The organism is Xanthomonas sp. DAR 34887, assembly GCF_041245805.1.
In the GTDB taxonomy this organism is placed as follows: Bacteria; Pseudomonadota; Gammaproteobacteria; order Xanthomonadales; family Xanthomonadaceae; genus Xanthomonas_A; species Xanthomonas_A tesorieronis.
Map to the genome: position 1 here is coordinate 32273 of NZ_CP162490.1, position 26234 is coordinate 58506.

Below are 26234 nucleotides of genomic sequence, written 5' to 3' on the forward strand. Positions count from 1 at the left end.
GATAAACACCACATCCGTCGCCCGCATGCAATCGGCACGCGTGACGCGCTGCAGCAGGAAAACAGACGCCGCGTCGAGCGGCCGCGGCGCGCGGCCATGACGCGGCGCAACAGCGAAAACCTGGCATCGCTCTTGCGCTTACCGCGTACCTGGATGGGCGTGTCCCATCCCTTTCCCACCGCCGCAGGAGACACCGATGAACGCCGTCACCACCGCCAAGCCGCATGCCACCGATCCGCAGTCCATCTTCAAGTCGCGCTACGGCAATTTCATCGGCGGGCAATGGGTGGAACCCAAGAGTGGCCGCTACTTCGACAACAGCACGCCGATCACCGGCAAGGTGTTCACCTCGGTGGCGCGCTCCGACGCGCAGGACATCGAGGCCGCGCTGGACGCCGCGCACGCGGCCAAGGACGCCTGGGGCAAGACTTCGGCCACCGAGCGCAGCAACGCGCTGCTGAAGATCGCCGACCGCATCGAACAGAACCTCGAGCTGCTGGCCTATGCCGAAACCTGGGACAACGGCAAGCCGCTGCGCGAGACGCTCAACGCCGACGTGCCGCTGTGCGCCGACCACTTCCGCTACTTCGCCGGCGCCATCCGCGCGCAGGAAGGCGGCATCTCCGAGATCGACAGCGACACCATCGCCTACCACTTCCACGAACCGCTGGGCGTGGTCGGGCAGATCATCCCGTGGAACTTCCCGCTGCTGATGGCGTGCTGGAAACTCGCCCCGGCGTTGGCGGCCGGCAACTGCGTGGTGATGAAGCCGGCCGAGCAGACCCCGGCCTCGATCCTGGTGCTGATGGAAGTGATCGGCGACCTGCTGCCGCCGGGCGTGCTCAACGTGGTCAACGGCTTCGGCCTGGAAGCGGGCAAGCCGCTGGCCAGTAATCCGCGCATCGCCAAGATCGCCTTCACCGGCGAGACCACCACCGGGCGGCTGATCATGCAGTACGCCAGCCAGAACCTGATCCCGGTGACGCTGGAGCTGGGCGGCAAGTCGCCGAACATCTTCTTCGCCGACGTGATGGCCGAGGACGACGATTTCCTCGACAAGGCGATCGAAGGCTTCGTGCTGTTCGCCTTCAACCAGGGCGAGGTATGCACCTGCCCGTCGCGCGCGCTGATCCAGGAATCGATCTACGACAAATTCATGGAGAAGGTGCTCAAGCGCGTGGCCGCGATCAAGCAGGGCAATCCGCTGGATCCCAACACCATGGTCGGCGCGCAGGCCTCCAGCGAGCAGCTGGAGAAGATCCTGTCCTACATCGACATCGGCAAGCAGGAAGGCGCCGAAGTGCTGATCGGCGGCGAACGCAACGCGCTGGACGGCGAGCTGGCCGGCGGCTTCTACGTCAAGCCGACGGTGTTCAAGGGCCACAACAAGATGCGCGTGTTCCAGGAAGAGATCTTCGGGCCGGTGGTCTCGGTGACCACGTTCAGGGACGAGGCCGACGCCTTGGCGATCGCCAACGACACCTTGTACGGGTTGGGTGCCGGCGTGTGGAGCCGCGATGCGTCGCGGCTGTACCGCATGGGCCGCGCGATCCAGGCCGGACGGGTGTGGACCAACTGCTACCACGCCTATCCGGCGCATGCCGCGTTCGGTGGCTACAAGCAGTCGGGCATCGGCCGCGAGAACCACAAGATGATGCTCGACCACTACCAGCAGACCAAGAACCTGCTGGTCAGCTACTCGCCGAAGGCGCTGGGCTTCTTCTGAGCGCGGCGCGGGGCAGGGCGGCGGCGTACTTGCCGCCGCCGTTCCTGTTCCCCGCGTCCAACTGATCTGGATCAAGGCACCCCGTCGCCGGACGCGCGATGGTGACGTCACCGTTTTCCACAGGAGCGTTTCGATGGACAAGACAATGAAGGCCGCCGTGGTGCGCGAATTCGGCAAGCCGCTGACGATCGAGGAAGTGGAGGTGCCGCGGCCGCAGGCCGGCGACATCCTGGTCAAGATCGAAGCCTGCGGCGTTTGCCATACCGACCTGCACGCGGCCGAGGGCGACTGGCCGGTGAAGCCGAACCCGCCGTTCATTCCCGGCCACGAGGGCGTGGGCCACGTGGTCGCGGTCGGTGCCGGCGTCGACCACGTCAAGGAAGGCGACCGGGTCGGCATTCCGTGGCTGTATTCGGCCTGCGGGCATTGCGAGCACTGCCTGGGCGGCTGGGAGACGCTGTGCGAGGCGCAGCAGAATTCAGGCTATTCGGTCAACGGCGGTTTCGCCGAGTACGCGCTGGCCAACGCCAACTACGTCGGCCATTTGCCGAAAAACATCGGCTTCGTCGAGATCGCGCCGATCCTGTGCGCCGGCGTCACCGTGTACAAGGGCCTGAAGGTCACCGACACCAAGCCCGGCAACTGGGTGGTGATCTCCGGCATCGGCGGGCTCGGCCACATGGCGGTGCAATACGCCAAGGCGATGGGCCTGAACGTGGCCGCGGTGGACGTGGACGACGCCAAGCTGGCGCTGGCCCGGCGCCTGGGCGCCACGGTGACGGTGAATGCGCTGAGCACCGATCCCGTGGCCTACCTGAAGAAGGAGATCGGCGGCGCGCACGGCGCCCTGGTCACCGCGGTGTCGCCGAAGGCGTTCGAGCAGGCGATCGGCATGGTCCGCCGCGGCGGCACGGTGTCGTTGAACGGCTTGCCGCCGGGCCAGTTCCCGCTGGACATCTTCGGCATGGTGCTCAACGGCGTGACCGTGCGCGGCTCCATCGTCGGTACCCGCCTGGACCTGCAGGAATCGCTGGACTTCGCCGAGCAGGGCAAGGTCGCCGCGACCGTGGCCACCGACACGCTGGACAACATCAACGACGTGTTCGCGCGCATGCACGCGGGCAAGATCGAAGGCCGCATCGTGCTGGACATGGCGGCCTGATGGACGCCGCCGCGCCGGCCTCCGGTGTACCGCTGCAGGTGCTGGCGACGTTGCCGGCGCTGCAGCTGATCGACACGCTGCGCGCGCGGCATGGGCCGTTGCTGTTCCATCAGTCGGGCGGCTGTTGCGACGGTTCCTCGCCGATGTGCTATCCGCAGGACGACTTCATCGTCGGCGACCGCGACGTGCAACTGGGGGAGATCGGCGGCGCGCCGTTCTACATCAGCGCCTCGCAGTTCGATTACTGGAAGCACACCCAGCTGATCATCGACGTGGTGCCCGGGCGCGGCGGCATGTTTTCGCTGGAGAACGGCGAGGGCGTACGCTTCCTGGTGCGCTCGCGGCTGTTCGGCGACGAGGAATACGCCGCGCTGCAGGCAGCGGGGAAGGTGTAACGGGGCGAACGGCTCTCTGTAGGAGCGGCTTCAGCCGCGACAGGATCCATCGATCCATGCACCCGGTCGCGGCTGAAGCCGCTCCTACAAGGGCAGCAGGGCAGCCGTGGCCTACGGCGCCTTGGACGGCACGAACGGCGACACCGGGTCGCTGGCCGGGAAGGTCTCTTCCAGCGCTTCGTCCTGATTGGCGTCGGCATGGTGCTTGTGCGCGTGCTCGGCGCTGGCCGGCTCCGGCGCCGTGTCGGGCGCCGCCCGGTCCTCGCCGGTGCGAGGTTCGTGTTCGACGATGGTCTGCGGGCGATCGCCGGCGCCGCGATCCTCGCGGTCCTGGGCATCGCGCTTGCCGCGTTGTTCGCCGGGAACCGGTTCGTTGCGACGCAGCGGGTCGGTGGGTGTGGCCATGGCCGATTCCTCCTGTAGGGGGTGGGGAACGTGCGGACAGTGCAGCGCGTTGCCGGTGAAGCCACTGCGAATCGCAATGCGTCCACACGATTGTCACGAACGGCTAACGGCACCGGCGCTACTGCTGCCCATCCCCATGCCGCCGATGCCTTCCGGAGCTTTCGCCATGTGCCCCAGCGCCCGCCCCGATCCGCTGCTGTTCAATGCCCACCTGGATCCGTTGCCGGCCGCGCCGCTGCACGGTCCCGACCCGGCAAGTCCGCGCCCGCACGACGCAGCGGACTACCGCCAGTACAGCCTGGCCGACTATCGCCAGCGCCGCGATCGCCACGGCACCCCATGGCGCGACCTGTGCCCGGCCTATGCGTTCGCGCTGCGCACCCACGCCGGCGGCTGGCCGCGCGCGCCCATGGCCGACACCGACGGCGAACTGGCCGCGCACTGGGAACAGGTCCGCGGCGAATCGCAGCTGGATTGGCGCCAGGCTCGGCCGGTGATCGAGGATGCGTGGCAGGCGCTGGACCATCTGCCGGCGTCGGCACTACGCATGGAGGCGCACTGATGGCGCGCCCGATCTGGACCGGCACCCTGTCCTTCGGCCTGCTCAACGTGCCGGTCTCGCTGATGTCCGGCGAACGCCGGGTCGACCTGCACTTCCGCATGCTCGATGCGCGCGACAAGCGCCCGATCCGCTTCGAGCGGGTCAACGCCGACACCGGCGAAGAGGTGCCGTGGAAGGACATCGTCAAGGCCTTCGAGTACAGCAAGGGCAACTATGTGGTGGTCGAGCAGAAGGACATCGCCTCGGCCGCACCGGAAAGCCACGAGACGGTGGAGGTGGAAGCCTTCGTCGACGCCGCCGACATCGACCTGCGTTATTTCGAGAAGCCCTACGTGCTGGTGCCGGGCAAGAAGGCGGAGAAGGGCTATGTGCTGCTGCGCGAGACGCTGCGCGCCACCGGCAAGGTCGGCATTGCGCGGGTGGTGATCCGCACCCGCGAATACCTGTCGGCGGTGATGCCGCAGGAAGATGCGCTGGTGCTGATCCTGCTGCGCTATCCGCAGGAACTGGTCGCGCTGGACGACTACACGCTGCCCAGCGGCAAGGCCGCCGACTACCGGATCAGCGCCAAGGAAACCGAGATGGCCGCGCAACTGATCGACTCGATGTCCGGCACGTGGGATCCGGCGTCCTACCACGACGAATTCCGCGAGCGCCTGCAGGCGGTGATCCAGAAGCGGATCAAGGCGCAGGAGGGCACCGCGCAGGTGGACGACGAGGCCGACGCGCCGCACCGCGAGGACGCCACGACCAACGTGGTCGATTTCATGTCGCTGCTGCAGAAGAGCCTGGACGCCAAGCGCCGCACCCCGGCGAAAAAAGCGGAGGAGGCGGTGCCGGTGAGCAAGACCGCGAAGAAGCCGGCCAAGAAAGCGGCGAAAAAGGCGGCCAAGCCCGCGGCGAAATCCGCCGCGAAATCCGCGGCCAAGGCCAAGCCGGCGAAAGCGGCCGCGCGCAAGGCGCCGGCGCGGCGCAAGGCGGGGTAGGCTGCGATGACGCTGCGCGAGTACGCCCGCAAACGCCGCTTCGGCGCGACCCCGGAACCGGCCGACGACGGCGCCGCGGCGCCGTCGCAGCGGCCGATCTTCGTCGTGCAGCTGCACCACGCCAGCTCGCGCCACTACGATTTCCGCCTGGAAGCCGACGGCGTGCTGAAGAGCTGGGCGGTGCCGAAGGGCCCGTCGCTGCGCGTCGGCGAAAAGCGCCTGGCGGTGCAGGTGGAGGATCATCCGCTGTCCTACGCCGGCTTCGCCGGCGATATTCCCGAAGGCCATTACGGCGCCGGCCATGTCGATGTATTCGACCACGGCACCTGGTCGTGCGACGGCGAGCCGCTGGCCGCGATCGCCGCCGGCAAGCTGGATTTCGTGTTGCACGGCGAGCGCCTCAACGGCAACTGGAAACTGGTGCGCACCGCGTTGCGCGGCAAGCAGCCGCAGTGGCTGCTGATCAAGCGCGACGACGCGTTCGCTGCCGATCGCGATGCCGATGCCCTGCTGGCGGAGCCGGTCCCCGCGCCTGCGCCGAAGCGCGTGGCCAAGACCGCCAAGCCAACGAAGGCCAGCAAGGTCGGCAAGGCTTCCAGGCCGGCACGCGAGGCAGCCCCAGCAACGTCTGCCCGCGCTGTCGCCCCGTCGGCCGCGCGGCCGCGGCGCAGCGATGCGGCCTGGCGCAAGCGCGCGCTGGCATTGGACGGTGCGCGCGATCGCCCGTGTCCGCCAGGCGAGCGTGCACAGCTGACCCTGCTGCGCGATCGCGCCCCCGATGGCGCGCAATGGCTGCACGAGATCAAGTGGGACGGCTACCGCCTGCTCGCCGATCTCGACGCCGGCCGGGCGACGCTGCGCTCGCGCAACGACCAGGCCTGGACCGGCACCTTTCCCGAGGTCGCGCACGCGGTGCAGGCCTTGCCGGTGAGCGAGGCGCGGCTGGACGGCGAGCTGGTGGTACTCGATGCCGATGGCCGCAGCGATTTCTCCGCCTTGCAACGGGTCATCGAGGGCAGCTCCAAGCAGCCGCTGCGCTACTTGGTATTCGATCTGCTCGGCGTGGCCGGCGTGGACCTGCGCGAGGTTCCGCTGCTGCAGCGCAAGCACTTGTTGCGGCAGCTGCTCGGCGACACGCCGGGTGTACTGGCCTACAGCGACCACGTGCTCGGCCGTGGCCCGGAGGTGTTCGCCGCGGCGGCGGCGAAGGGCTACGAGGGCGTGGTCAGCAAGCGAGCGGACGCGCGCTATCACGGCGGCCGCGGCGGCGATTGGGTCAAGACCAAGCACGAGAACAGCGACGATTTCGTCATCGTCGGCTATACCGATCCCAAGGGCGCGCGCAGCGGCTTCGGCTCGCTGCTGCTGGCGCAGCGCAGCGATGGCGGGCTGCGCTATGTCGGCCGCGTCGGCACCGGCTTCGACGCATCCGGCCTGCGGCGCCTGCTTGCGCAGCTGCAGGCGTTGCACAGCGAGCAGGAGGTGGTGGACATTCCCGCGCATGCGCCATTCCCGCGGCGCAGCGTGCATTGGGTGCGGCCGCAGTTGGTGGCAGAAGTCGCCTTCCGCGGCTGGGCCAAGGAAGGTTTGTTGCGCCAGGCCGCGTTCAAGCGCCTGCGCGAGGACAAGCCGCTGCAGGATCTGGGCGGCGATCGTGCGCCACCGCCGGCGGCAGCCCAGGGCAGCCGTGCCGTGGCGGCGCGCACGGCGGCATCGGCGAAGAAGACCGCGCCGGCCGCGCGTGGATCGGCCAAGCCGACGAAACGCAGCGCCACTTCGAAAGACGATGCTGCGAAAAGCGGCGCCGCCAAGCGCAAACCGGCGAGCGCCAAGCCGGCGCCACGCGCAAGCGCTGCAACGCAGAACGCAGCTTCCTCGGCGAAGAAGGCCGCGCCTGCCGCGCGTGAATCGGCCAAGCCGACGAAACGCAGCACCACTTCGAAAGACGATGCTGCGAAAAGCGACGCCGCCAAGCGCAAACCGACGAGCGCCATGCCGGCGCCACGCGCAAGCGCTGCGGCGCAGAAGGCCGCTTCCTCCGCCAGCAACGACGCCGCGGCTGCCGCGGTCGTCATCACCCATCCAGAGCGCGTGGTGTATCCGTCCGCCGGCATCAGCAAGGGCGAGGTCGCCGACTACTACCGCGCCATTGCGCCGTGGGTACTGCAGGAAGTCGCCGGGCGTCCGCTGTCGTTGCTGCGCTGCCCCGATGGCGCCGGTGGCGAATGCTTCTTCCAGAAGCACAACAACCGCGCGCTGGGCCAGCACGTGCATGCGATCGCGCTGAAGCAGAAGAGCGGCACCGAGGACTACCTGTACATCGACGATCTGGCCGGCCTGCTGGAATTGGTGCAGATGAACACCCTGGAGCTGCATCCCTGGGGTTCGACCGTGGACGATCCCGAGCACCCGGACCGGCTGGTATTCGACCTGGACCCGGGCGAGGGCGTGAGCTGGACGCAGATCAAGGCCGCCGCGCGCGAGATCCGTACGCGCCTGCGCGAGACCGGGCTGGAGAGCTTCGTGCGCCTGTCCGGCGGCAAGGGCCTGCACGTGGTGGTGCCGATCGTGCCCGGCGCGGACTGGGAGCAGGCGCGCGATTTCTGCGAAGCCTTCGCCCAGGCGCTGGCGTCCTCCGCGCCCGAGCGCTATGTGGCCACGATGAGCAAGGCCAAGCGCAACGGGGTGATCTTCATCGATTGGCTGCGCAACGGCCGCGGCAACACCAGCGTCTGCTCGTGGTCGCTGCGCGCGCGTGAGCACGCCACCGTGGCGGTGCCGCTGCGCTGGGAGGAACTGGCGCGGATCGCCTCGCCGCAGGTATTCCCGCTGGCCAAGGCACTGCAACGCGCCGCGCGCCTGCGCGAGCATCCATGGAAGGAGATGGACGCGCTGCGGCAGCGTTTGCCGGGGACGTGATGCGGCCACTGAGCGGATCTGTGCTGCTGCCGTCGCATCGCAAGCGCGCACGGGGGCAGGGACCTGCGGCGCGTTCGCTGGGTGCACTGTGGGAGGGACTTCAGTCCCGACGCGGTCCGTCGCGGCACCTCCACCGCTTCGCTCGTCGCGACTGAAGTCGCTCCCACAAGAAGCTTGCGGCTTGCGTGCAGAGTGCAGAGTGCAGAGTGCAGAGTGCATTGTAGGAGCGGCTTCAGAGCGACAGACAAACAAAACCGCCAAGATGCCGGCTTCGTTCGTCGCGGCTGAAGCCGCTCCTACAGGAGCAGGAACTTGTGGCGTGTTCGCTGGGCGCACTGTGGGAGGGACTTCAGTCCCGACGCGGTCAGGTCGCAGTACCTCCATCGCTCCGCTCGTCGCGACTGAAGTCGCTCCCACAAGAAGCTTGCGGCTTGCGTGCAGAGTGCATTTTAGGAGCGGCTTCAGCGCGACAGACAAACAAAACCGCCAAGATGCCGGCTTCGTTCGTCGCGGCTGAAGCCGCTCCTACAGGAGCAGGAACTTGTGGCGTGTTCGCTGGGCGCACTGTGGGAGGGACTTCAGTCCCGACGCGGTCCGGTCGCAGTACCTCCATCGCTTCGCGCGTCGCGGCTGAAGTCGCTCCCACGAGGAACTTGCCGCTCGCGCGTAGGATGTACTGTAGGAGCGGCTTCAGCCGCGACAGGAAGATGAAGTGGCTATGGCGCTAAGACATCCATGGGAAACGCGGTCGCAACACAACCGAGTCCCATCGCCAATGCGCCGCGCATGACGCATGCCTAACGTGCCGCCGGCTCCTCATGCGCGCCACCGCAGGCCCGCCAATGCTTGCCCTTCGGCGTCTGGCCGATCCCCGGGTTGAAGCTGTTGGTCGGGTCCAGCGCGCGGTAGAACGCCGCCAGCGCCGGCTTGGCGCGGTACAGGTGGCCGACGTTGTGCTCGGCCGGGTATTCGGCGCCGCGCTGGTCCAGCAGCGTCCACATCGCATGCTCGATCGCCAGCGGATCGTGGCCCTTGCGCACCAGATAGTCCCGGTGGAACACGTGGCAGAAGAAGTGGCCGTAGTAGAGCTTGCCCAGCAACGCATTCTCCAGTTCCGGCGGTAGCGTTTCCTGCCACTGGCGATCGTTGCGGCGCAGCGCCACGTCCAGTGCGACGATGTCGGCGACCGTGTCGCGATGCACCTGGCGGTAGCGCACCGCCGCGCCGGCCACGGCGAAGCGGTGCAGGAAGGCCTTGCGGCCCTCGTCGGCATCGCAGCGAAAGTAGGCGCCACTGTCGCGATCGGCGAAGTGGGCGGCGAGGAACGCATCGGTCGCGGCCGCGTCGGTCGCGGACACGCGCAGCAGCAGGTGATGCGCGAAGCGATCGCGGTAGGCGCGCAGCCGCGGCGGCAGGTGGTCCGGCAAGCGATCGGTCAGCGCCTGCAGTGCGCGGTCGGCCAAGCCGGGCAGGCCCAGTGCCTCGCACCAGCCGTCCACGCGGCTCTTCAGCGCGAACGCCCTGGGCACCGCGCCGGTGCCGAAGCGGTCGATCAGCAGGAAGGTATCCTTGCCATAGCGCGCGCCGATGTCGAACGCGTCGCGGTGCAGGTACTCGCCGCTGATCGGCGGCTGCGCGAAGGCGGTGAGCAGGCCGCGGCGCAGCGCGGTCAGGTCGTCGGTGGCGTTGCTGCCGATGTAGAAGACCGTGCTGTCCTCGCGCGGGAACGTGTCCAGCCGCACCGCGAACACGCACAGCCGCCCGGCCGAGCCGGAGGCCTCGTAGTGCCGTGCCGGGTCGGCGTTGAAGCGCGCCGGCGTGTCCGCGTCCACGTCGCGCACGTGCGCGGCGTAGTCCGGGTCGGAAGCGGCGCGGGCAGGGTCGTCGACGACGTCGGCCGCGGCGTAGTCGCCGGCCTGCAGCCGGGTCAGGATCTGCTCGGGCGTTTCGCCCAGCGCGATGCCGAGATGGTTCACCAGCCGCAACTGGCCGTCGGCGCCGAGCTGCGCGAACAGCGCCAGCTGGGTGTAGGTCGGGCCGCGCCGCACCAGTGCGCCGCCGGAGTTGTTGCACACCCCGCCCAGCACCGAGGCGCCGATGCACGAGGAACCGATCACCGAATGCGGCTCGCGCTGCAGCGGCTGCAGCCGCCGTTCCAGCGCATCCAGGGTGGCCCCCGGCAGGCACACCACCTGGCGGCCGTCGTGCAGCAACTGCACGCCGCGCAGGCGCAGCGTGCTGACCAGCACGATCTGCCGGTCGTAGTCGTCGCCGTCCGGGGTCGAGCCGCCGGTGAGGCCGGTGTTGGCGGCCTGCACGATGACGATGCGGTCCGCGGCCACCACGGCCTGCAGCACGCGCCACAGTTCCAGCAGCGTGCCCGGGCGCGCCACTGCCAGCACCCGGCCCTCGCCGAAGCGATAGCCCTTGCGGAAGCGCCGCGTCGCCCGGTCGCCGACCAGGACGTGGCGCCGGCCTACCGCATCGCGCAGCTGGCGCAGCAGGCGTGCTTCGGTGTCCATAGCGTTCATGCCGCGCGCTGCCCTACGGCGACACCGTGTTTTCGCGGGTCACCCGCGCCAGCGAATCGCGCGAGATCGCCGCGATCGATTTGGCGCCGGTCAGCGTCATCGCCACCCGCATCTCCTTCTCCACCAGGGTCAGCAGGTTCTCCACTCCGGCCTGGCCGGCCGCGGCCAGCGCATAGACGAAGGCGCGGCCGAGCAGCACCGCGTCGGCGCCGAGCGCGAGCATGCGCACCACGTCCAGGCCGCTGCGGATGCCGGAATCGGCCAGGATCTTCAGCTCGCCCTTCACCGCGTCGGCGATCGCCGGCAGCGCGCGCGCACTGGACAGTACGCCGTCGAGCTGGCGTCCGCCATGGTTGGAGACCACGATGCCGTCGGCGCCGAAGCGCACCGCATCGCGCGCATCGTCCGGGTCCAGGATGCCCTTGATGACCATCGGCCCGGTCCAGAACTCGCGGATCCACTCCAGGTCCTTCCACGAGATCGACGGGTCGAAGTTCGCGCTGAGCCAGCCGATGTAGTCGGCCAGCCCGGTCGGATTGCCGCGGTAGGCGGAGATGTTGCCCAGGTCGTGCGGCCGCCCCAGCAGGCCCACGTCCCAGGCCCAGCGCGGATGGGTCACCGCTTGCAGCATGCGCCGCAGCGGCGCGTTCGGCCCGCTCATGCCCGAGTGCGCGTCGCGGTAGCGCGCGCCGGGCGTGGGCATGTCCACGGTGAACACCAGCGTGGTCACGCCGGCGGCCTTGGCCCGCTCCAGCGCGTTGCGCATGAAGCCGCGGTCCTTGAGCACGTACAGCTGGAACCACATCGGCCGCTCGATCGCCGGCGCCACTTCCTCGATCGGGCACACCGACACCGTGGACAGGGTGAACGGCACGTCCTTGGCCGCCGCCGCGCGCGCGGCCTGCACCTCGCCGCGGCGCGCGTACATGCCGGTCAGCCCGACCGGGGCCAGCGCCAGCGGCAACGCCAGGCGCTCGCCGAACAGCTCGGTTTCCAGGTTCAGCGCGGCCATGTCGCGCAACACCCGCTGGCGCAGCGCGATGTCGGCCAGGTCGGCGACGTTGCGCCGCAGCGTGTGCTCGGCATAGGCGCCGCCGTCGATGTAGTGGAACAGGAACGGCGGCAGCCGCGCCTGGGCGGCGGCGCGGTAGTCGGAAGCGGCGGAAATAATCATCGGCGCGGGGTGTCGGGAGGGGAGGGGAGGCGGGAGGCGCGCGCGCGACGCGCTTCGTCTTCGTCGAGGCTGCGCAGCGCGGTGTGCACGAAGGCCAGATGCGCGTGCGCGGCGTCGCGCGCGCGTTCCGGCTCGCCGGCCAGGATCGCGTCGTGCAGCGCGCGGTGCTGCGCCAGCAGCGGGGCGAAGGTGCGCGGCGACTGGAACAGCTTGTGCCGGCTCTGCGAGATGTTGGTCTGCAGCAGGTCGAACAGCCCGCGCATCACCTGCAGCAGCACGCGGTTGTGCGCGGCCTCGGCGATGGCCAGGTGGAAATCGGCGTCGGCGCGCGCTTCGGCGGCCGCATCGCCCTGCGCATGCGCCTGCAGCATCGCCTCGAACGCCGCGGCGATGCGCGCGCGGTCGGCGTCGGTGGCGCGCAGCGCGGCATGCCAGGCGGTGGCGCCTTCCAGCGCGTGGCGGGTTTCCAGCACGTCGAAGCGGTATTCGGGATCGCCCTGCAGCAGCGGCAGGAACGGTTGCAGCGGCGCGATCACCTGGTCCTCGGGCGTGTGCGGGCGCTGCACGTAGGTGCCGCCGCCGACGCGGGCGCGCAGCAATCCCTGGCTGGCGAGCTGGGCGATCGCCTCGCGCAAGGCGGTGCGCGATACGCCCAGTTCCAGCGCCAGCGCGCGTTCGGCCGGCAGGCGCTGCCCGGGCTGCAACCCGCGTTCTGCGATCAGCGCGCGCAGTTGCGCGGCGACGCGATCGCTGACGCGGCCGCCGTCAGGCCCCGACGTGGCAGTCGCTGGCGGCGCATCGCGCTGGCCGCAGCGCGCCACCGGTACGGCGGCCGCGCTTGACGTCGACGTTACTCGATTGGTCATACCAATAATGAATGGCGAACTTCTTGAGCGGCCATTAGATCGCCGTAGATCCCGCCACGTCAACCGCAAGCGAGACTCGGGCCGCCCATTTGGTCATACCAATCACACCATGGCGTACCGCGCCATCGTCGCCGCCAGCACGAACAGCAGTGCTAGCAGGACCAGTTCGACGCTGACGAGGCGGTGCAGCGCGGCCACCTGCCGCGGTGGTGGCACGAACCCCGGCTGCAGGCGGGCCATGCGGCGCCAGCGCAGCAGGCGCAGCGTGGGCAGCAGCGACAGCAGCCCGATCGCCGCGAACACGCCCAACTTGGCCCAGAACCACGGGTTGTGCAGGTAATAGTCCGGGCCCTTGAGCCCGTAGTGCACGCGCAGGCCGCCGGCGACCAGGATCAGCAGTGCCGCCACCCCGTACGCGGCATCTGCGCGCAGCAGCCGCGCCAGCCGCTGCGCGTGCGGCGGTTCACGCAGCAGCGTCCACTCGACCACCAAGGCCATGGTCAGCAACAGGAAGGCGAGGTGGTGGAGGATGGCGAGCAGCAGGTCGCGCGCGAGCATCGGTCGTGCCTCTTCACCAGACGAATGGCAGCAGCCGCCAGCTGTGCGCGGCGTAGTCGGGGTAGTCGCGCGGGAAGGCCTGGGTCAGCGCCGCTTCCTCCACGCGGATGCGGCGCAGGAACGCCCAGGTCACCGGCAGCACGATCACCAGCAGCGACAGCACGTTGCCCAGGCCGATCGCCAGCCCGTAGAACGCCAGCAGCGCGCCGGTATACGACGGGTGGCGCAGATGGCGGTACGGCCCATGGCGGATCAGCCGGTGGTCGTCCTGGATGGTCACGTCCACGGTGAACCAGCGCGCCAGCACGCGGATCGCCCACAGCCGCAGCGCCAGGCCGCCGGCCAGCAGCGTGCAGCCCAGCCAGCGCGCCGGCTCCTGCAACGCCGGCGCATAGCGCCATATGCCGACGAAGGCCAGCGCCACGCCCACCGCCACCGCCGCGTACAGCACGCGCCACAGCAGCTGCAGCGTGCCCTGGTCGCGCGCGCCGCCATCGGCCGCGCGGCGGCGGTGGCTCAGCAGCATCTCGTAGAGGCCCCAGCACACGCCAAGCAGCATGAACCACAGATCGGGATGTCGCAGGGTCAGGTGCATCGTCGTGTCCTCGTGAGTACGCCAGTGTCGGTTTACGCCATTGCGCTTGCGACCGGGTGAACGCCTTGCCGCCGCGCTGATCGCATGGCGCCAGTGTGGCCGCGGCGGCGCGCGCGGACAGGGGCCGCTGGTCATCGATCCGACCTGCCGGAAGTCACTTTCTGCGCCGGCCCCATTGCCGGCGCCGCGCCGCGCGGTCAGCATCCGCCGCATGAATCGTTTCCTGCGCGAGTTGATCGAACCCAAGCGCCTGGCCGGGCTGCTCACCGTGGCCACCGTGCTGTGGTCGTTCCAGCTGGAGCCGCAGGCGCCGGCCGCCTGGCGCTGGCCCGTGGCCGGCCTGTTCGCGCTGCTGTTGCTGGGCCACCGGTACCTGCCCGCGCCGCGCCTGCGCGATGCCGCGCTATGGCTGCAAGCCGCCGCGGCGCTGGCCCTGGTATGGCTGGAACCGCGCATCGGCACCGCACCAGTGCTGCTGGTGGTGGTGGTGACGCAGGTGGCCTTGCTGTGGGAGCCGCGCCGGGTGCTGCTGCTGGCGCTTCTGGCCAACCTGGGCACGTTCCTGCTGCTGGCGCCAGCCGGTTTCAAGCGCGCGCTGCTGACCACGCTGATCTACGCGGGCTTCCACGCCTTCGCCGCGCTGTCGGCGCACTACGCGCGGACCACCGAGATCGCGCGGCAGGCGCTGGCCCGGGTCAACGCCGACCTGCTGGCCACCCGCGCGCTGCTGGCCGACAGCGCGCGCGATGCCGAACGCCTGCGCCTGGCGCGCGAACTGCACGACGTGGCCGGGCACAAGCTGACCGCGATGCGGATCAACCTGCGCCTGCTGCTGACCGATCCGGCGCTGGCGCAGCGCGAGGAACTCGGCGTGGTCGAGCGCCTGTCCGGCGAGCTGCTGGCCGATATCCGCAACGTGGTGCAGTCGCTGCGCGACGACCGCGGCCTGGACCTGGAGACCGCGCTGCGCGCGCTGGCCGCGCCGTTCCCGCGGCCGCAGCTGCAGCTGCAGATCGCGCCGGGCGTGCGCATCACCGATCCGCAGCTGGCCGAAACCCTGCTGCGCCTGGTGCAGGAAGCGCTGACCAATGCCGCGCGGCACGCCGATGCCGACGCGGTCCATGTGCGTCTGAATCACGAGGAGGGACACTTGCGCGTGGACATCGCCGACGACGGCCGCCGCGCCGAGCGTATCCGCGAAGGCAACGGCATCGCCGGCATGCGCGAGCGCCTGGCCGCGCTGCGCGGCCGGCTCGAGCTGGGCCGCACGCCGCTGGGCGGCATGCAACTGACCGCAAGGCTGCCGCTGTGAGCGGCCTGCGCATCGCCCTGGCCGACGACCAGATCCTGGTGCGCGCCGGCTTGCGCGCCTTGCTGCAGACCCAGGGCATTGCCGTGGCCTGCGAGGCCGACGACGGCGAGGCGCTGCTGGCCGCGCTGGCGGCCATGCCGGTGGACGTGGTGCTCAGCGACATCCGCATGCCCGGCATGGACGGCATCCAGGCGCTGCAACAGTTGCGCGCGCGCGGCGACGCCACCCCGGTGCTGCTGCTGACCACCTTCGACGACGCCGACCTGCTGCTGCGCGCCACCGATGCCGGCGCGCAGGGCTTCCTGCTCAAGGACGCCGCACCGGAAGACCTGCGCGATGCGATCGTGCGCGTGGCGGCGGGCGACACCCTGCTGCAGCCGGTCAGCACCGACCCGGTGCGTGCGCGCTACCGCTACCGCGACGAGGACGCGCCGCGCGACACCTTCAACGAACGCGAAGTGGCGATCCTGCGCCTGCTCGCCGGCGGCTATTCGAACAAGGAAATCGCGCGCAGCCTGTTCCTGGCCGAAGGCACGGTGAAGAACTACGTCTCCACGATCCTGGACAAGCTCGGCACCCGCGACCGCACCCGCGCGGTGCTCAAGGCGATCACGCTGCGGGTCATCTGAGCGGCCGGGATGTCTGTCGCGGCTGAAGCCGCTCCTACAGGGAGATGCGCGCTTCTGTAGGAGCGGCTTCAGCCGCGTCAGGCACCCAGGAACAGCGCCGTCGAACAGGAACGCGGCGCAACCACCTCGGCAACACGCCAGCCAGCTATGCGCCTCGTGCATGGCCGGTCCCTGCATCGCCGCGGCACAACGCCTCCATACCATGCCGTCTGCTGCACGCAGCCCTTCTGCGCGCGCGCCGCAGACATTAAGATGCCGCGGGGCATCTTGCCGAGAGGACACCACGTTGATCATCCACCCGAAAGTTCGCGGTTTCATCTGCACCACCACGCATCCGCTCGGCTGCGAGCGCAACGTGCTCGAACAGATCGAGGCCACGCGTGCGCGCGGCGTGCGCAGCGATGGACCGAAGAAGGTGCTGGTGATCGGCGCCTCCAGCGGCTACGGCCTGGCCTCGCGCATCACCGCCGCGTTCGGCTTCGGCGCCGACACGCTGGGCGTGTTCTTCGAAAAGCCAGGCAGCGACAAGAAGGCCGGCACCGCCGGCTGGTACAACTCTGCCGCCTTCGACACCTTCGCCAAGGCGCAGGGCCTGTACAGCAAGTCGATCAACGGCGACGCCTTCTCCGACGAAGCGCGCGCAAAGGTGATCGAGCTGATCAAGACCGAGATGGGCGGCCAGGTCGACCTGGTGGTGTATTCGCTGGCCTCGCCGGTGCGCAAGCTGCCCGGCACGGGCGAAGTGAAACGCTCGGCGCTCAAGCCGATCGGCCAGACCTACACCGCCACCGCGATCGACACCAACAAGGACGCGATCATCGAAGCCTCGATCGAACCGGCCACCGAGCAGGAGATCGAAGACACCGTCACCGTGATGGGCGGCCAGGACTGGGAACTGTGGATCGACGCGCTGGCCGCCGCCGGCGTGCTCGCGCCGGGCGCGCGCAGCGTGGCCTTCAGCTACATCGGCACCGAGATCACCTGGCCGATCTACTGGCACGGCGCGCTGGGCAAGGCCAAGGTGGATCTGGACCAGACCGCGCAGCGCCTGCACGCGCGCCTGCAGCAAAGCGGCGGCAGCGCCAACGTGGCGGTGCTCAAGTCGGTGGTGACCCAGGCCAGTGCGGCGATCCCGGTGATGCCGCTGTACATCTCCATGGTCTACAAGATCATGAAGGAAAAGGGCTTGCACGAGGGCACCATCGACCAGCTCGACCGCCTGTTCCGCGAACGCATGTACCGCGAAGACGGCCAGGCGCCGGCCACCGACGAGCAGAACCGCTTGCGCCTGGACGACTGGGAACTGCGCGACGACGTGCAGGACGCCTGCAAGGCGCTATGGCCGCAGGTCACCACCGAGAACCTGTTCCAGCTCACCGACTACGCCGGCTACAAGCACGAATTCCTCAAGCTGTTCGGCTTCGAGCGCAAGGACGTGGACTACGACGCCGACGTGAATCCGGACGTGCAGTTCGATTGCATCGAGCTGTAGAGAGCCGGGATTCGGGAGTGGGGAGTAGGGAGTGGAAATGCGGCCGGCAGCGATGCCGGCCGTTTGCGTTTGGGTTTCTGTCGCGGCTGAAGCCGCTCCTACAGAAGCGGGCGGCTCCCTTGTAGGAGCGGCTTCAGCCGCGACAGACCAATGAAACCGCCGCAGCGCGAATCGAAAGTGGAGACCCGGCCGAGCCCGGAACCATGCGCATCCGGTAGTACCCTGCGTCGCGACTGAAGTCGCTCCCACAAGGAAGCGCCGCCGGCGGCCGCGAGGATTGCGCAGGTCGCGCCACTGTGGGAGCGACTTCAGTCGCGACGCAGGACGCCAACACCACCCTTGCGGTGGGAATTGCGCGAAGGCCTGTGCCCAATTCCGTCATGGTGGGAACTGCTTGGCATCTGAGGCATGCCGCAGCTCGCGGCTGAAGCTGCGTCTGCAAAAGGCGGAATTGGGATTTGGAATTGGGGATGCGTGGTGACGTCGTCGCGTGTTTTTCATGGACACGGTGGCATCGCGGTCGTTTCAGCTTCCTGTCGCGGCTGAAGCCGCTCCTACAAAAGCGCGCGGGCTGCCCCTGTAGGAGCGGCTTCAGCCGCGACAGAAAAAACGAAACGCCAGCAACGCCTAACCAAGCGAAAAAACTGCCGCCACCACCGCTCTTACGAATCCCCAATCCCCAATCCCGACTCCCCGCCCTTCACCGCTTCACATCGAACCGCGACGTCCCCACACACGCCTGCACATCAGCCGCGCCCAGCGGATGAAAATCACCCGGCACCGAATGCTTCAGGCAACCCGCCGCCAGGCCGAAACGGATCGTGGCGGTGTCGTCCCAGCCCTGGCTCAGGCCGTGCAGCACGCCCGCGGCAAAGGCATCGCCGCCGCCGATGCGGTCGACGATGCCGGTCAATTCCTCGCTCGGCGCCCGCGCCACGCTGCCATCGCGGCGCAGCAGCATCGCGCCCAGGCTGTGGTGGTCCACGCTGTGCGCCACGCGCTGGGTGCAGGCCATCGCCTGCAGCTGCGGGAACGCGGCGAAGGCGTCGCGCGCGCCGGCTTCCACCCGCGCCTGGGCGCTGTCTTGCGGATACATGTGGCCCAGCACCACGCCCAGGTCGCGGTAGTCGGCGAACAGCACGTCGGCCTGCGCCAGCAGCTGGCGCAGGATGCCCGGCGCGTCGCCGTTCCAGGCCTCCCACAGCTTGGGCCGGTAGTTGCCGTCGAACGACACGCGCACGCCAAGTTCGCGCGCGCTGCGCGCCGCCGCCAGCGCCGCCGCGGCGCCGCGTTCGCCCAGCGCCGGGGTCACCCCGGACAGGTGCAGCCACTGCGCCCCCTGCAGCAGCGCCGGCCAGTCGTAGGCGTCCGCCTCCGCCAGTGCGAACGCCGAGCCGGCGCGATCGTAGGTGACTTCGCTGGGGCGGTGCCCGGCACCGGTGGTCAGGAAATACAGGCCCATGCGTCCTGGCACGAAGCGCACGCCGCGGGTGTCCACGCCGTGCCGGCGCAATTCGCCGGCGGCTGCTTCGCCCAAGGGATTGTCCGGCAGCACGCTGACCATCGCCACGTCGTGGCCGAAATGCGCCAGCGATACGCCGACGTTGGCCTCGGCACCGCCCACGTGCACGTCCAGCCGTGGCGACTGCAGCAGGCGTTCGTGGCCGGGGGCGCCCAGGCGCAGCAACAGTTCGCCGAAGCAGACGATGCGGGAGGCGGTCATGGCAGGGAGATCCTGGTCGGTCGAAGAGGGCGCCCAGCATGCCGGGAACCGCGGCCCCGGCCAAGTCCATTGGCTATCGGTGTCATTTTTCATCGCGTCCAATGTGCGATCGCCGCAGCGGCCGCGCCAGTCCAGGCAAGGCTTTGTACGGAAAGCCTGCAAATCAGAGGGTTTTTCTGTTGCGCTGCAAGATGCCGCAATGTTGCGCAACTGTTAACGTCGGTTTTGACCAGCGGTGTCATCCGCGGCAACAGCCCGAAATATCACGCAGTTCATGTAACCCTTGGGAGGGGAGGACATGCAATCTCGTACCGAACGCCGGAAGACACCGGTTACCTTGCTCGCGCTCTCGATCAGCCTGGCCCTGCAGGCCGGCGGCCTCCATGCCCAGGAGGCCCCCGCGCAGACCCCGCCGGCGGCCGGTAGCGCCGACGCCACCACCCAGCTGGATACCGTCGTCGTCACCGGTTACCGCGCCAGCGTGGAGAAGGCACTGGACATCAAGCGTGCCGAGAAGGGCATGGTCGATGCCATCGTCGCCGAGGACGTGGGCAAGTTCCCCGACAACAACCTGGCCGAATCGCTGCAGCGCATCCCGGGCGTGGTGATCACCCGCGACGCCGGCGAAGGCCGCAACATCTCGGTGCGCGGTCTCGGCCCGGACTTCACCCGCGTGCGCATCAACGGCATGGAAGCGTTGACCACCGTCGGCGCCAGCGACCAGAGCGGCGGCACCAACCGCGGCCGCGGCTTCGACTTCAACGTGTTCGCCTCGGATCTGTTCAATCAGATGGTGGTGCGCAAGACCGCCTCGGCCGATGTCGAAGAAGGCTCGCTCGGCGCGACCGTGGATCTGCGCACCGCGCGGCCGTTCGACTACGACGGCTTCACCTTCGCCGCCAACGGCCAGGCCACCTACAACGGCATGTCGCAGAAGGCCGATCCGCGCATCGCCGCGCTGATCGCCGACACCTGGGCCGATGGCACCTTCGGTGCGCTGATGTCGGTGGCCTATTCCGAGCGCCAGGTGCTGGAAGAAGGCAGCGGCACCACGCGCTGGGCCAACGGCCCCAGCAACAACGGCTACAGCGCCACCTCGCCGTTCGCCGCGGCCAACAGCGCCAATGTGTTCAGCCCGCGCATCCCGCGCTACACGCAGATGGAACACGAGCAGAAGCGCCTAGGCGTGACCGGCTCGCTGCAGTGGAGGCCCAGCGACAGCACCGAGTTCTCGCTGGACGGGCTGTATTCCAAGATCGACGCCAAGCGCTACGAGCACTACATCGAAGCGATCAGCTTCAGCCGCGGCCGCTCGCAGGGCGGCAAGCCGGAGATGGTGGTCAACGACGGCTACGTTGATCCCGCGTCCGGCGCGCTGCTCTACGGCCAGTTCGACAACGTCGACGTGCGTTCGGAGAACCGCTACGACGAGTGGAACACGGTCTTCAAGCAGGTCAACTTGAACGGCGAACACCGCTTCAGCGACACCTTCAAGATCAGCGGCCAGGTCGGCACGTCCAGTTCCAAGCATCGGAACCCGATCCAGACCACGGTCATCATGGACAAGCTCAACGTCGACGGCTACAGCTACGACTACCGCAACAGCCTGACCTCGCCGGTGTTCGACTACGGCATCGACCCGACCGATGCCAGCGGCTGGACCCTGGCCGAAGTGCGCATGCGCCCGCAGCAGGCCAACAACGACTTCGACACCGGCTCGCTGGATTTCGAGTGGAACCTGGGCCCGAACTTCACCCTGAAGGGCGGCGTGCTGGCCAAGAACTACAGCTTCGACACCAAGGAATTCCGCCGCGCCAACGAGACCACGGTGCCGACCTTCGCCAGCGGCACCCGCATCGTGCCCACCGACCTGGTCGCCCTGGCCGGGCTGAAGGGCATCAGCGGTTCGCCGTCCAACTGGGCGGTACCGGACCTCAACGGCATCGCCGACGCGCTGGACATCTACAGCGGCACCGGCACCTGGACCCTGGCCGAGCGCGCGGTCAACACCCGCAGCGTGGAGGAGAAGGATCGCGGCGCCTGGTTGATGGGCGATTTCGGCTTCGACATCGGCTCCATTCCGTTCTCCGGCAACATCGGCGTGCGTTACGTGAAGACCAGCCAGTCCTCGACCGGCTACGCCACCGTCGGCTCCACCCTGGTCAACACCACGGTCGAGCGCGAGTACAGCGACACCCTGCCGTCGTTGAACCTGGTCGCCGAAATCACCCCGGATTTCCTGATCCGCTTCGGCGCCGCCAAGGTGATGACGCGGCCCGGCCTGGGTAGCCTGACCCCGGGCGTGACGGTCAGCGTCGCCGGCGGCGCGCGCACCGTCAGCGGCGGCAATCCCAACCTCGATCCGATCCGCGCCAAGACCGCCGACCTCGGCTTCGAGTGGTACCTGCAGGAAGGCGCGATGCTGGGCCTGGCGGTGTTCTACAAGGACATCGACAGCTTCATCCAGACCACGCGCACCGTCGCCTCCTACGAGAGCAGCGGCCTGCCGGTGAGCCTGCTCGAGGGCACCGGCGCGGCGGCCAGCGACGACTTCGTCTTCAGCGTGCCGCTCAACACCCCGGGCGGCAAGCTGAAGGGCGCCGAGTTCAACTACATCCAGCCCTTCACCTTCCTGCCGGGCAAGTGGGCCAACTTCGGCACGCAGCTGAACTACACCTACGTGCAGTCGAAGATCCAGTACGTCACCAGCACCGGCGCGCTGTCGTTCAACACCGACCTCACCGGCCTGTCGAAGAATTCGTACAACGCCACGCTGTTCTACGAAGGCGAGCGCTTCAGCGGACGCGTGTCGCTGACCCACCGCGACGGCTACCTGACCCAGGTGCCGGCGACGGAAACCGGCTTCGACATGCACGGCATGCGCGGCAGCAACATCGTCGATGCCAAGCTCACCTACAAGATCGACGAGAAGGTGGACATCAGCGTGGAAGGGTCCAACCTGACCAACGTGCCGTACTACGAGTGGGTGCAGACCAGCGCGAACGGCGCGCAGCTGCCGTTGACCTACAGCGAGACCGGCCGCCAGTATTCGATCGGCCTGCGCTACAAGTTCTGAGGTTTGGCGTACGCGGTAGGCCGTTGCGGCGCTGGAGGGCGCCGCAACGGTGCAGGACGAACATAGGCGCCGGCCGAATGCCGGCCGGCGCTGCAAAAAGGGAGATGCGGGTGAAGCGTCGGTCGATCGGGATCTGGGGGCTGCTGTGCGCAGCGATCGCAGCGGGCAGTGCCGGCACCGCGGCCGCAGAGGCGCCCGACCTGCTGTTCCGCGTCTCCGCCGACCGCGGCTTCGACGCCGACATCGCCCAAGGCGACGCCAAGCCCAACTTCCGCGACAAGGTCGCCCTCGTGCCCACCGGCGTGAAGGGCAACGCCATCGAATGGGCCGACGACGGCGTCCTCGCCTGGAACGCGCCCGGCAACCTCTACACCCAACGCGGCACGCTGTCCTTCTTCTGGCGTTCGCGTTATCCCGTGGGCGAAGCCCCGTTCGTGATCTTCCGCGTCGGCTATGCCGACCACAGCAGCTGGGACATGGCCTGGCTGCGCATCGACTGGAACGGCCACGGCTTCGATGCCTTCGTCACCGATGCCAACCTGGCGCGCACCCGCGTGTCGTTCACCCTCGACAAGAATCCTACCGCCAGCCAATGGACCCACCTCGCCTTCGCCTGGGACGAAACCCGCGGCGTGCGCCTGTACGTGGACGGCAAGGAAGCCGCGCGCGCCGAGTGCGCGCAGGCCTGCGCCGACGGCGGCTCGCTCGACTTCGACGCCGCGCTCGACCAACTCGGCCTGGCCGGGCGGGTGATGGCCCCGCACCAGGTGCAGAGTCGCTACAACTTCCTGCGCGGCAGCGATTTCGACGAGATCCGCGTCTACGACCGCATGCTCGACGCCGCCGGCGCCGCGGCCCTTGCCCGCCAGCAGGAACCGCGTACGGCCGAACCTCTGCCCGCCGACGCGGCGCGCAACGCCTGGCTGCACCGCTACGGCTGGGACCACGGCCGTGCACCGCCGGTGCTGGACGCGCCGTCCACGCGCATCCGCAAGGTCGAGTTCGCCGACGCCAAGGACCTCAAGCAGTGGATGTGGAAGGCCACCGACGGCATCGCCGAGACCACCTGGCCCGGCGTCTACAACCGCTCGCGCCTGCCCGGCCGCAACGACTACTTCCAGCTGCCGGACTGGAACGTCTACGTCGAAGGCGGCAAGGCGCTGGACCTGGCGCTGCCGGACGAACCGTTCAACCGCATCGAACTGCGCGGCGCCGCCTACGGCCAGGCCAGCTACGCCGCCGCCGGCGCAACGCCCGCGCCGCTGTTCCAGCGCAGCCAGGGCACCGTGCGCAGCGTCGACCAGTTCGAGCGCCGCCGTGGCGGCCACCTGCGCTTCGTCAACACCGCGCAGGAAACCCCGATCCAGGAAATCTGGGCCTACGACGTCAGCGCCGGTGCGGCCCCATCGAATCCCAGCGCCACCCTCAGCTACACCGTGCGCAGCGACATCACGCCGGACTACGCCAACCTCGCCACGCTGCGCGACTACATCGCCGGCCGCTACCCGCCGGCCGAACGCAGCACCGTGGTCGCGCTGCCGAGCAAGGCGCCGGCGCGCAAGCGCGGCGACGAAAAACCCGCCGCGCCGCCGCTGCCCATCGTGCACGTGTTGATCCCCTCCAGCCTCGGCGACGCCCCGCCGGACCAGCCGCTGATGCGCAGCTGGTCCTACGGCTGGGAGAACATGCACGACGGCCTGGACGGCATCGCCATCGAGCTGCCGGCGCTGAACCTGCCGGCCACCCACAACGGCCTGATCCCGCTCAACCTCCGCATCAAGGATCCGATCTGGCCGGCGCGCGACATGCTCGACGTGTCGGTGTCGGTGAAGCCTGGCCAGGCGCGCACGCTGTGGCTGGACCTGCGCGACCGCATCCTCACCAACGATAGCCTGATGCTCAGCGTCGCCTCCGCCGCGCCCGGTTTCGATGCGCGCGCGCTGGACGGCGCGCAGATCCGCCTGCTGTTCAAGCCACGCGACCAGGCCAAGGCCGAACACATCGCCGACCGCTTCAACCAGGTCAAGGACAACTGGGGCTTCCTGGTCGAGGAGCACACCACCTCCAAGCGCCAGTTGCTGTACGCGCGCCTGGATGCCGACATCCACGACCTGCTGCGCGTGGACCCGGACAACGCGCTCGGCCGCCAATACTGGAACGACATCAGCTACGGCAACCAGGGCGCGCTGCCGGTGGAGCTGCCCACCCCGCCCAAGGGCGTGCCGGCCTGGGCGTTCTGGCAACTGGAAGACCTCAAGGCCACGCGCCGCTACATCAACTGGTGGATCGACCAGCGCCAAGTGGCCTACGGCGATTTCGGCGGCGGCATCTCCGACGATTCCGACCTCACCCAGCAATGGCCCGGCGTCGCCCTGATGGGCGTGGACCCGGACAAGCTCAACGCCTCGCTCACCGCCCTGTCCGACGCCAACTACCGCAACGGCATGTTCACCGACGGCCTCTCCACCATCGAGACCGACGAACTGCATTCCTACGAAGAAGGCATCAACATCAACAGCGCCATGCTCTACCTCAACTGGGGCGACCCGCTGACGGTGGAGCGGCTGATGCGCACGGTGAAGGCCTTCGACCGCATCATCCAGGTCAACCCGCAAGGCCACCTGCTGTTCGCCAGCAACTGGTTCGGCGGGCGCAAGGTCTACCGCGAACCGAACTGGCAGTGGCAGAAACCCTATTCGTTCCCCATCCTGCACCCGGCCATGCTGCTCGGCGGCTACAACGCCGACCCCAGCAGCCGCCGCATCGTCACCGGCCTGGCCGACGGCTACCTGGCCCACGCCTACACCGACGCCAAGGGCCAGTGGGCGCTGCCCAACGAGATCAACTGGAAGACCGGCAAGACCCGCGGCGGCAACCTGTTCGAAGGCAGCGGCGGCCCCGACACCCTGCACACCTTCTGGGCCGCCTACCGCTGGACCGGCGAGGCGCGCTACCTCAAGCCCATCGACTACCGCGTCGCCAACGCCGGCCCCAACGGCCTGTCGCTGCTCAACGAGAACTTCCTCGACGTGCTCGGCAAGCGCGACAGCTGGGGCGCCAGCCTCGCCAAGGCCGCGGCCGACGCGGATGCTAACGACACCCCGGACTTCGCCAATCACGTCGCCTGGGAACAAAGCGGCGACCCACGCTGGCTGGAAACCCTCTACCGCGCCGAGACCCGCGACAAGCTGCAGAGCTTCTACATGAACACCGAAGGCCACTGGTGGAGCGACCGCGTCGAATCGCCCACCGTGAACCTGCAACGCGCCCGCCTGGGCGGCGTGGCCCTCAAGCGCAACCAGACCTACCCCGGCCACACCGTCAGCTGGCGCTTTGCCGATCCGGAAGGTGCCGTGCAGGTGGCGCTGTTGCTGCCCAAGCCGCGGCAGGATCGTTTCACCGTCATCGGCTACAACACCGGCAAGGCGCAGCGGGCGCAGATGACTGGGTGGAACGTTGCGGCTGGGCAGTGGCGCATGCGTTCGGGTGTCGATCGCGATGGCGATGGGAAGATCGACGGCAAGGCCGCCACGTGCAAGTTCGCGTTCGAGAAGAGCGCCGCGATTGAGGTGGAATTCCCGGCCGGCAAGACGGTGGTGATGGAGTTCGAACTGGTCACGCCTACGGCGGTGCCGGTCGAGCAGCGTCCGGACCTGGGGATTGGGCGTGGCGATGTGCGGGTGGGTGCGGATGCCATCGAAGTGACTGTGCATAGCCTTGGCCATGCGGATACGCCGGCGGGGTTTGTGGTGCTGGAAGACGCGCGTGGCCGGGAATTGGCGCGGGCGGCGTTTGCTGGGTTGGAGGCGCCGCGGGATTTGGAGCCTAGGACCGCGAACGTGCGGTTGGCTTTGCCGGATAGCGGAAGCGTAAAGGGCGCACGGTTACGCGTGGTGACCGGAGGGGAGATGGCCGAGGTCACCCAACGCAACAACATGCTGGAGTTGCGGTGAAATCCGAAAGCGGCGCGCAATCTGGTGCGTTGGCATCTCGGCAGGGCCTTCATTACACCCTTAAATGAGCGGTGGTAACGGTTACACCCGCAGAAATGCGGCATAACGTCCCGCGGTGAAGTTGGCACAACGCCGGCGGAGGCAAGGAACTATAGATGTTTCGGCCGGAT

The 26234-nt window shown here is 68.7% G+C and carries 18 protein-coding genes; 11 read left to right on the forward strand and 7 right to left on the reverse strand.

Features of this window, described 5'->3' with window-relative positions:
• Positions 1–196 precede the first annotated feature (196 nt).
• The 3 genes from adh (at position 197) to AB3X08_RS00165 (ending at position 3283) form a co-directional block, all read left to right on the forward strand.
• Positions 197–1726: an aldehyde dehydrogenase gene (gene adh / locus AB3X08_RS00155; RefSeq protein ID WP_369935370.1), complete on the forward strand. Its 1530-nt coding sequence runs from the start codon at positions 197–199 to the stop codon at positions 1724–1726.
• Between the two features lie 133 nt (positions 1727–1859).
• The gene (gene adhP / locus AB3X08_RS00160) at positions 1860–2888 is read left to right on the forward strand and encodes an alcohol dehydrogenase AdhP (protein ID WP_369935372.1); all 1029 of its coding nucleotides are present in this window, start codon (positions 1860–1862) and stop codon (positions 2886–2888) included.
• Complete coding sequence (locus AB3X08_RS00165) at positions 2888–3283, forward strand: DUF779 domain-containing protein (RefSeq protein WP_369935374.1); 396 nt, start codon at positions 2888–2890, stop codon at positions 3281–3283. Before adhP ends, AB3X08_RS00165 begins: the two co-directional genes overlap by 1 nt.
• Before the next feature lie 111 nt (positions 3284–3394).
• On the opposite strand, the gene AB3X08_RS00170 is transcribed toward AB3X08_RS00165, so the two are convergent.
• Entirely contained in the window at positions 3395–3688 is a 294-nt protein-coding gene (locus AB3X08_RS00170; protein ID WP_369935376.1) for a hypothetical protein, read from the reverse strand.
• A 166-nt stretch (positions 3689–3854) separates the two neighbouring features.
• Between AB3X08_RS00170 and AB3X08_RS00175 the strand changes: the two genes are divergently transcribed.
• The 3 genes from AB3X08_RS00175 to ligD are packed head-to-tail and all read left to right on the forward strand — an operon-like array spanning position 3855 to position 8155.
• A complete protein-coding gene (locus tag AB3X08_RS00175) occupies positions 3855–4250 on the forward strand; it encodes a hypothetical protein (RefSeq protein WP_369935377.1) in 396 nt (131 codons plus the stop codon).
• Positions 4250–5236, forward strand: a complete 987-nt coding sequence (locus AB3X08_RS00180; protein WP_369935379.1) for a Ku protein — start codon at positions 4250–4252, stop codon at positions 5234–5236. Before AB3X08_RS00175 ends, AB3X08_RS00180 begins: the two co-directional genes overlap by 1 nt.
• Before the next feature lie 6 nt (positions 5237–5242).
• A complete protein-coding gene (gene ligD / locus AB3X08_RS00185) occupies positions 5243–8155 on the forward strand; it encodes a non-homologous end-joining DNA ligase (protein WP_369935381.1) in 2913 nt (970 codons plus the stop codon).
• Between the two features lie 797 nt (positions 8156–8952).
• Here the strand turns inward: ligD and dld are convergent.
• The 5 genes from dld to AB3X08_RS00210 all read right to left on the reverse strand — a co-directional run bounded on the left by dld (position 8953) and on the right by AB3X08_RS00210 (position 13879).
• Positions 8953–10677: a D-lactate dehydrogenase gene (gene dld / locus AB3X08_RS00190; protein ID WP_369938621.1), complete on the reverse strand. Its 1725-nt coding sequence runs from the start codon at positions 10675–10677 to the stop codon at positions 8953–8955.
• A 22-nt stretch (positions 10678–10699) separates the two neighbouring features.
• Positions 10700–11860, reverse strand: coding sequence for an FMN-dependent L-lactate dehydrogenase LldD (gene lldD, locus AB3X08_RS00195; RefSeq protein WP_369935382.1), 1161 nt, complete (start codon positions 11858–11860; stop codon positions 10700–10702).
• A complete protein-coding gene (lldR, locus tag AB3X08_RS00200; protein WP_369935384.1) occupies positions 11857–12726 on the reverse strand; it encodes a transcriptional regulator LldR in 870 nt (289 codons plus the stop codon). The genes lldD and lldR overlap by 4 nt, the downstream gene beginning before the upstream one ends.
• A gap of 102 nt (positions 12727–12828) precedes the next feature.
• Positions 12829–13284, reverse strand: a complete 456-nt coding sequence (locus AB3X08_RS00205; RefSeq protein WP_369935386.1) for a DUF2214 family protein — start codon at positions 13282–13284, stop codon at positions 12829–12831.
• 13 nt (positions 13285–13297) lie between these two features.
• Entirely contained in the window at positions 13298–13879 is a 582-nt protein-coding gene (locus AB3X08_RS00210) for a methyltransferase family protein (protein WP_369935387.1), read from the reverse strand.
• Between the two features lie 211 nt (positions 13880–14090).
• On the opposite strand from AB3X08_RS00210, the gene AB3X08_RS00215 reads away from it, so the two are divergent.
• From AB3X08_RS00215 to fabV, 3 genes are all read left to right on the forward strand, one after another.
• Positions 14091–15191, forward strand: coding sequence for a sensor histidine kinase (locus AB3X08_RS00215; protein ID WP_369935388.1), 1101 nt, complete (start codon positions 14091–14093; stop codon positions 15189–15191).
• A complete protein-coding gene (locus AB3X08_RS00220; RefSeq protein ID WP_369935389.1) occupies positions 15188–15820 on the forward strand; it encodes a response regulator in 633 nt (210 codons plus the stop codon). Before AB3X08_RS00215 ends, AB3X08_RS00220 begins: the two co-directional genes overlap by 4 nt.
• A gap of 286 nt (positions 15821–16106) precedes the next feature.
• Complete coding sequence (gene fabV, locus AB3X08_RS00225; protein WP_369935390.1) at positions 16107–17312, forward strand: enoyl-ACP reductase FabV; 1206 nt, start codon at positions 16107–16109, stop codon at positions 17310–17312.
• Between the two features lie 700 nt (positions 17313–18012).
• Here the strand turns inward: fabV and AB3X08_RS00230 are convergent.
• The gene (locus AB3X08_RS00230) at positions 18013–19035 is read right to left on the reverse strand and encodes a PfkB family carbohydrate kinase (RefSeq protein WP_369935391.1); all 1023 of its coding nucleotides are present in this window, start codon (positions 19033–19035) and stop codon (positions 18013–18015) included.
• 298 nt (positions 19036–19333) lie between these two features.
• On the opposite strand from AB3X08_RS00230, the gene AB3X08_RS00235 reads away from it, so the two are divergent.
• Together AB3X08_RS00235 and AB3X08_RS00240 are read left to right on the forward strand one after the other, a co-directional pair.
• Positions 19334–22111 (forward strand): TonB-dependent receptor, encoded by a 2778-nt coding sequence (locus AB3X08_RS00235; protein ID WP_369935393.1) that lies wholly within the window; start codon positions 19334–19336, stop codon positions 22109–22111.
• A 104-nt stretch (positions 22112–22215) separates the two neighbouring features.
• Positions 22216–26064: a LamG-like jellyroll fold domain-containing protein gene (locus tag AB3X08_RS00240; RefSeq protein WP_369935394.1), complete on the forward strand. Its 3849-nt coding sequence runs from the start codon at positions 22216–22218 to the stop codon at positions 26062–26064.
• Positions 26065–26234: the final 170 nt, after the last annotated feature.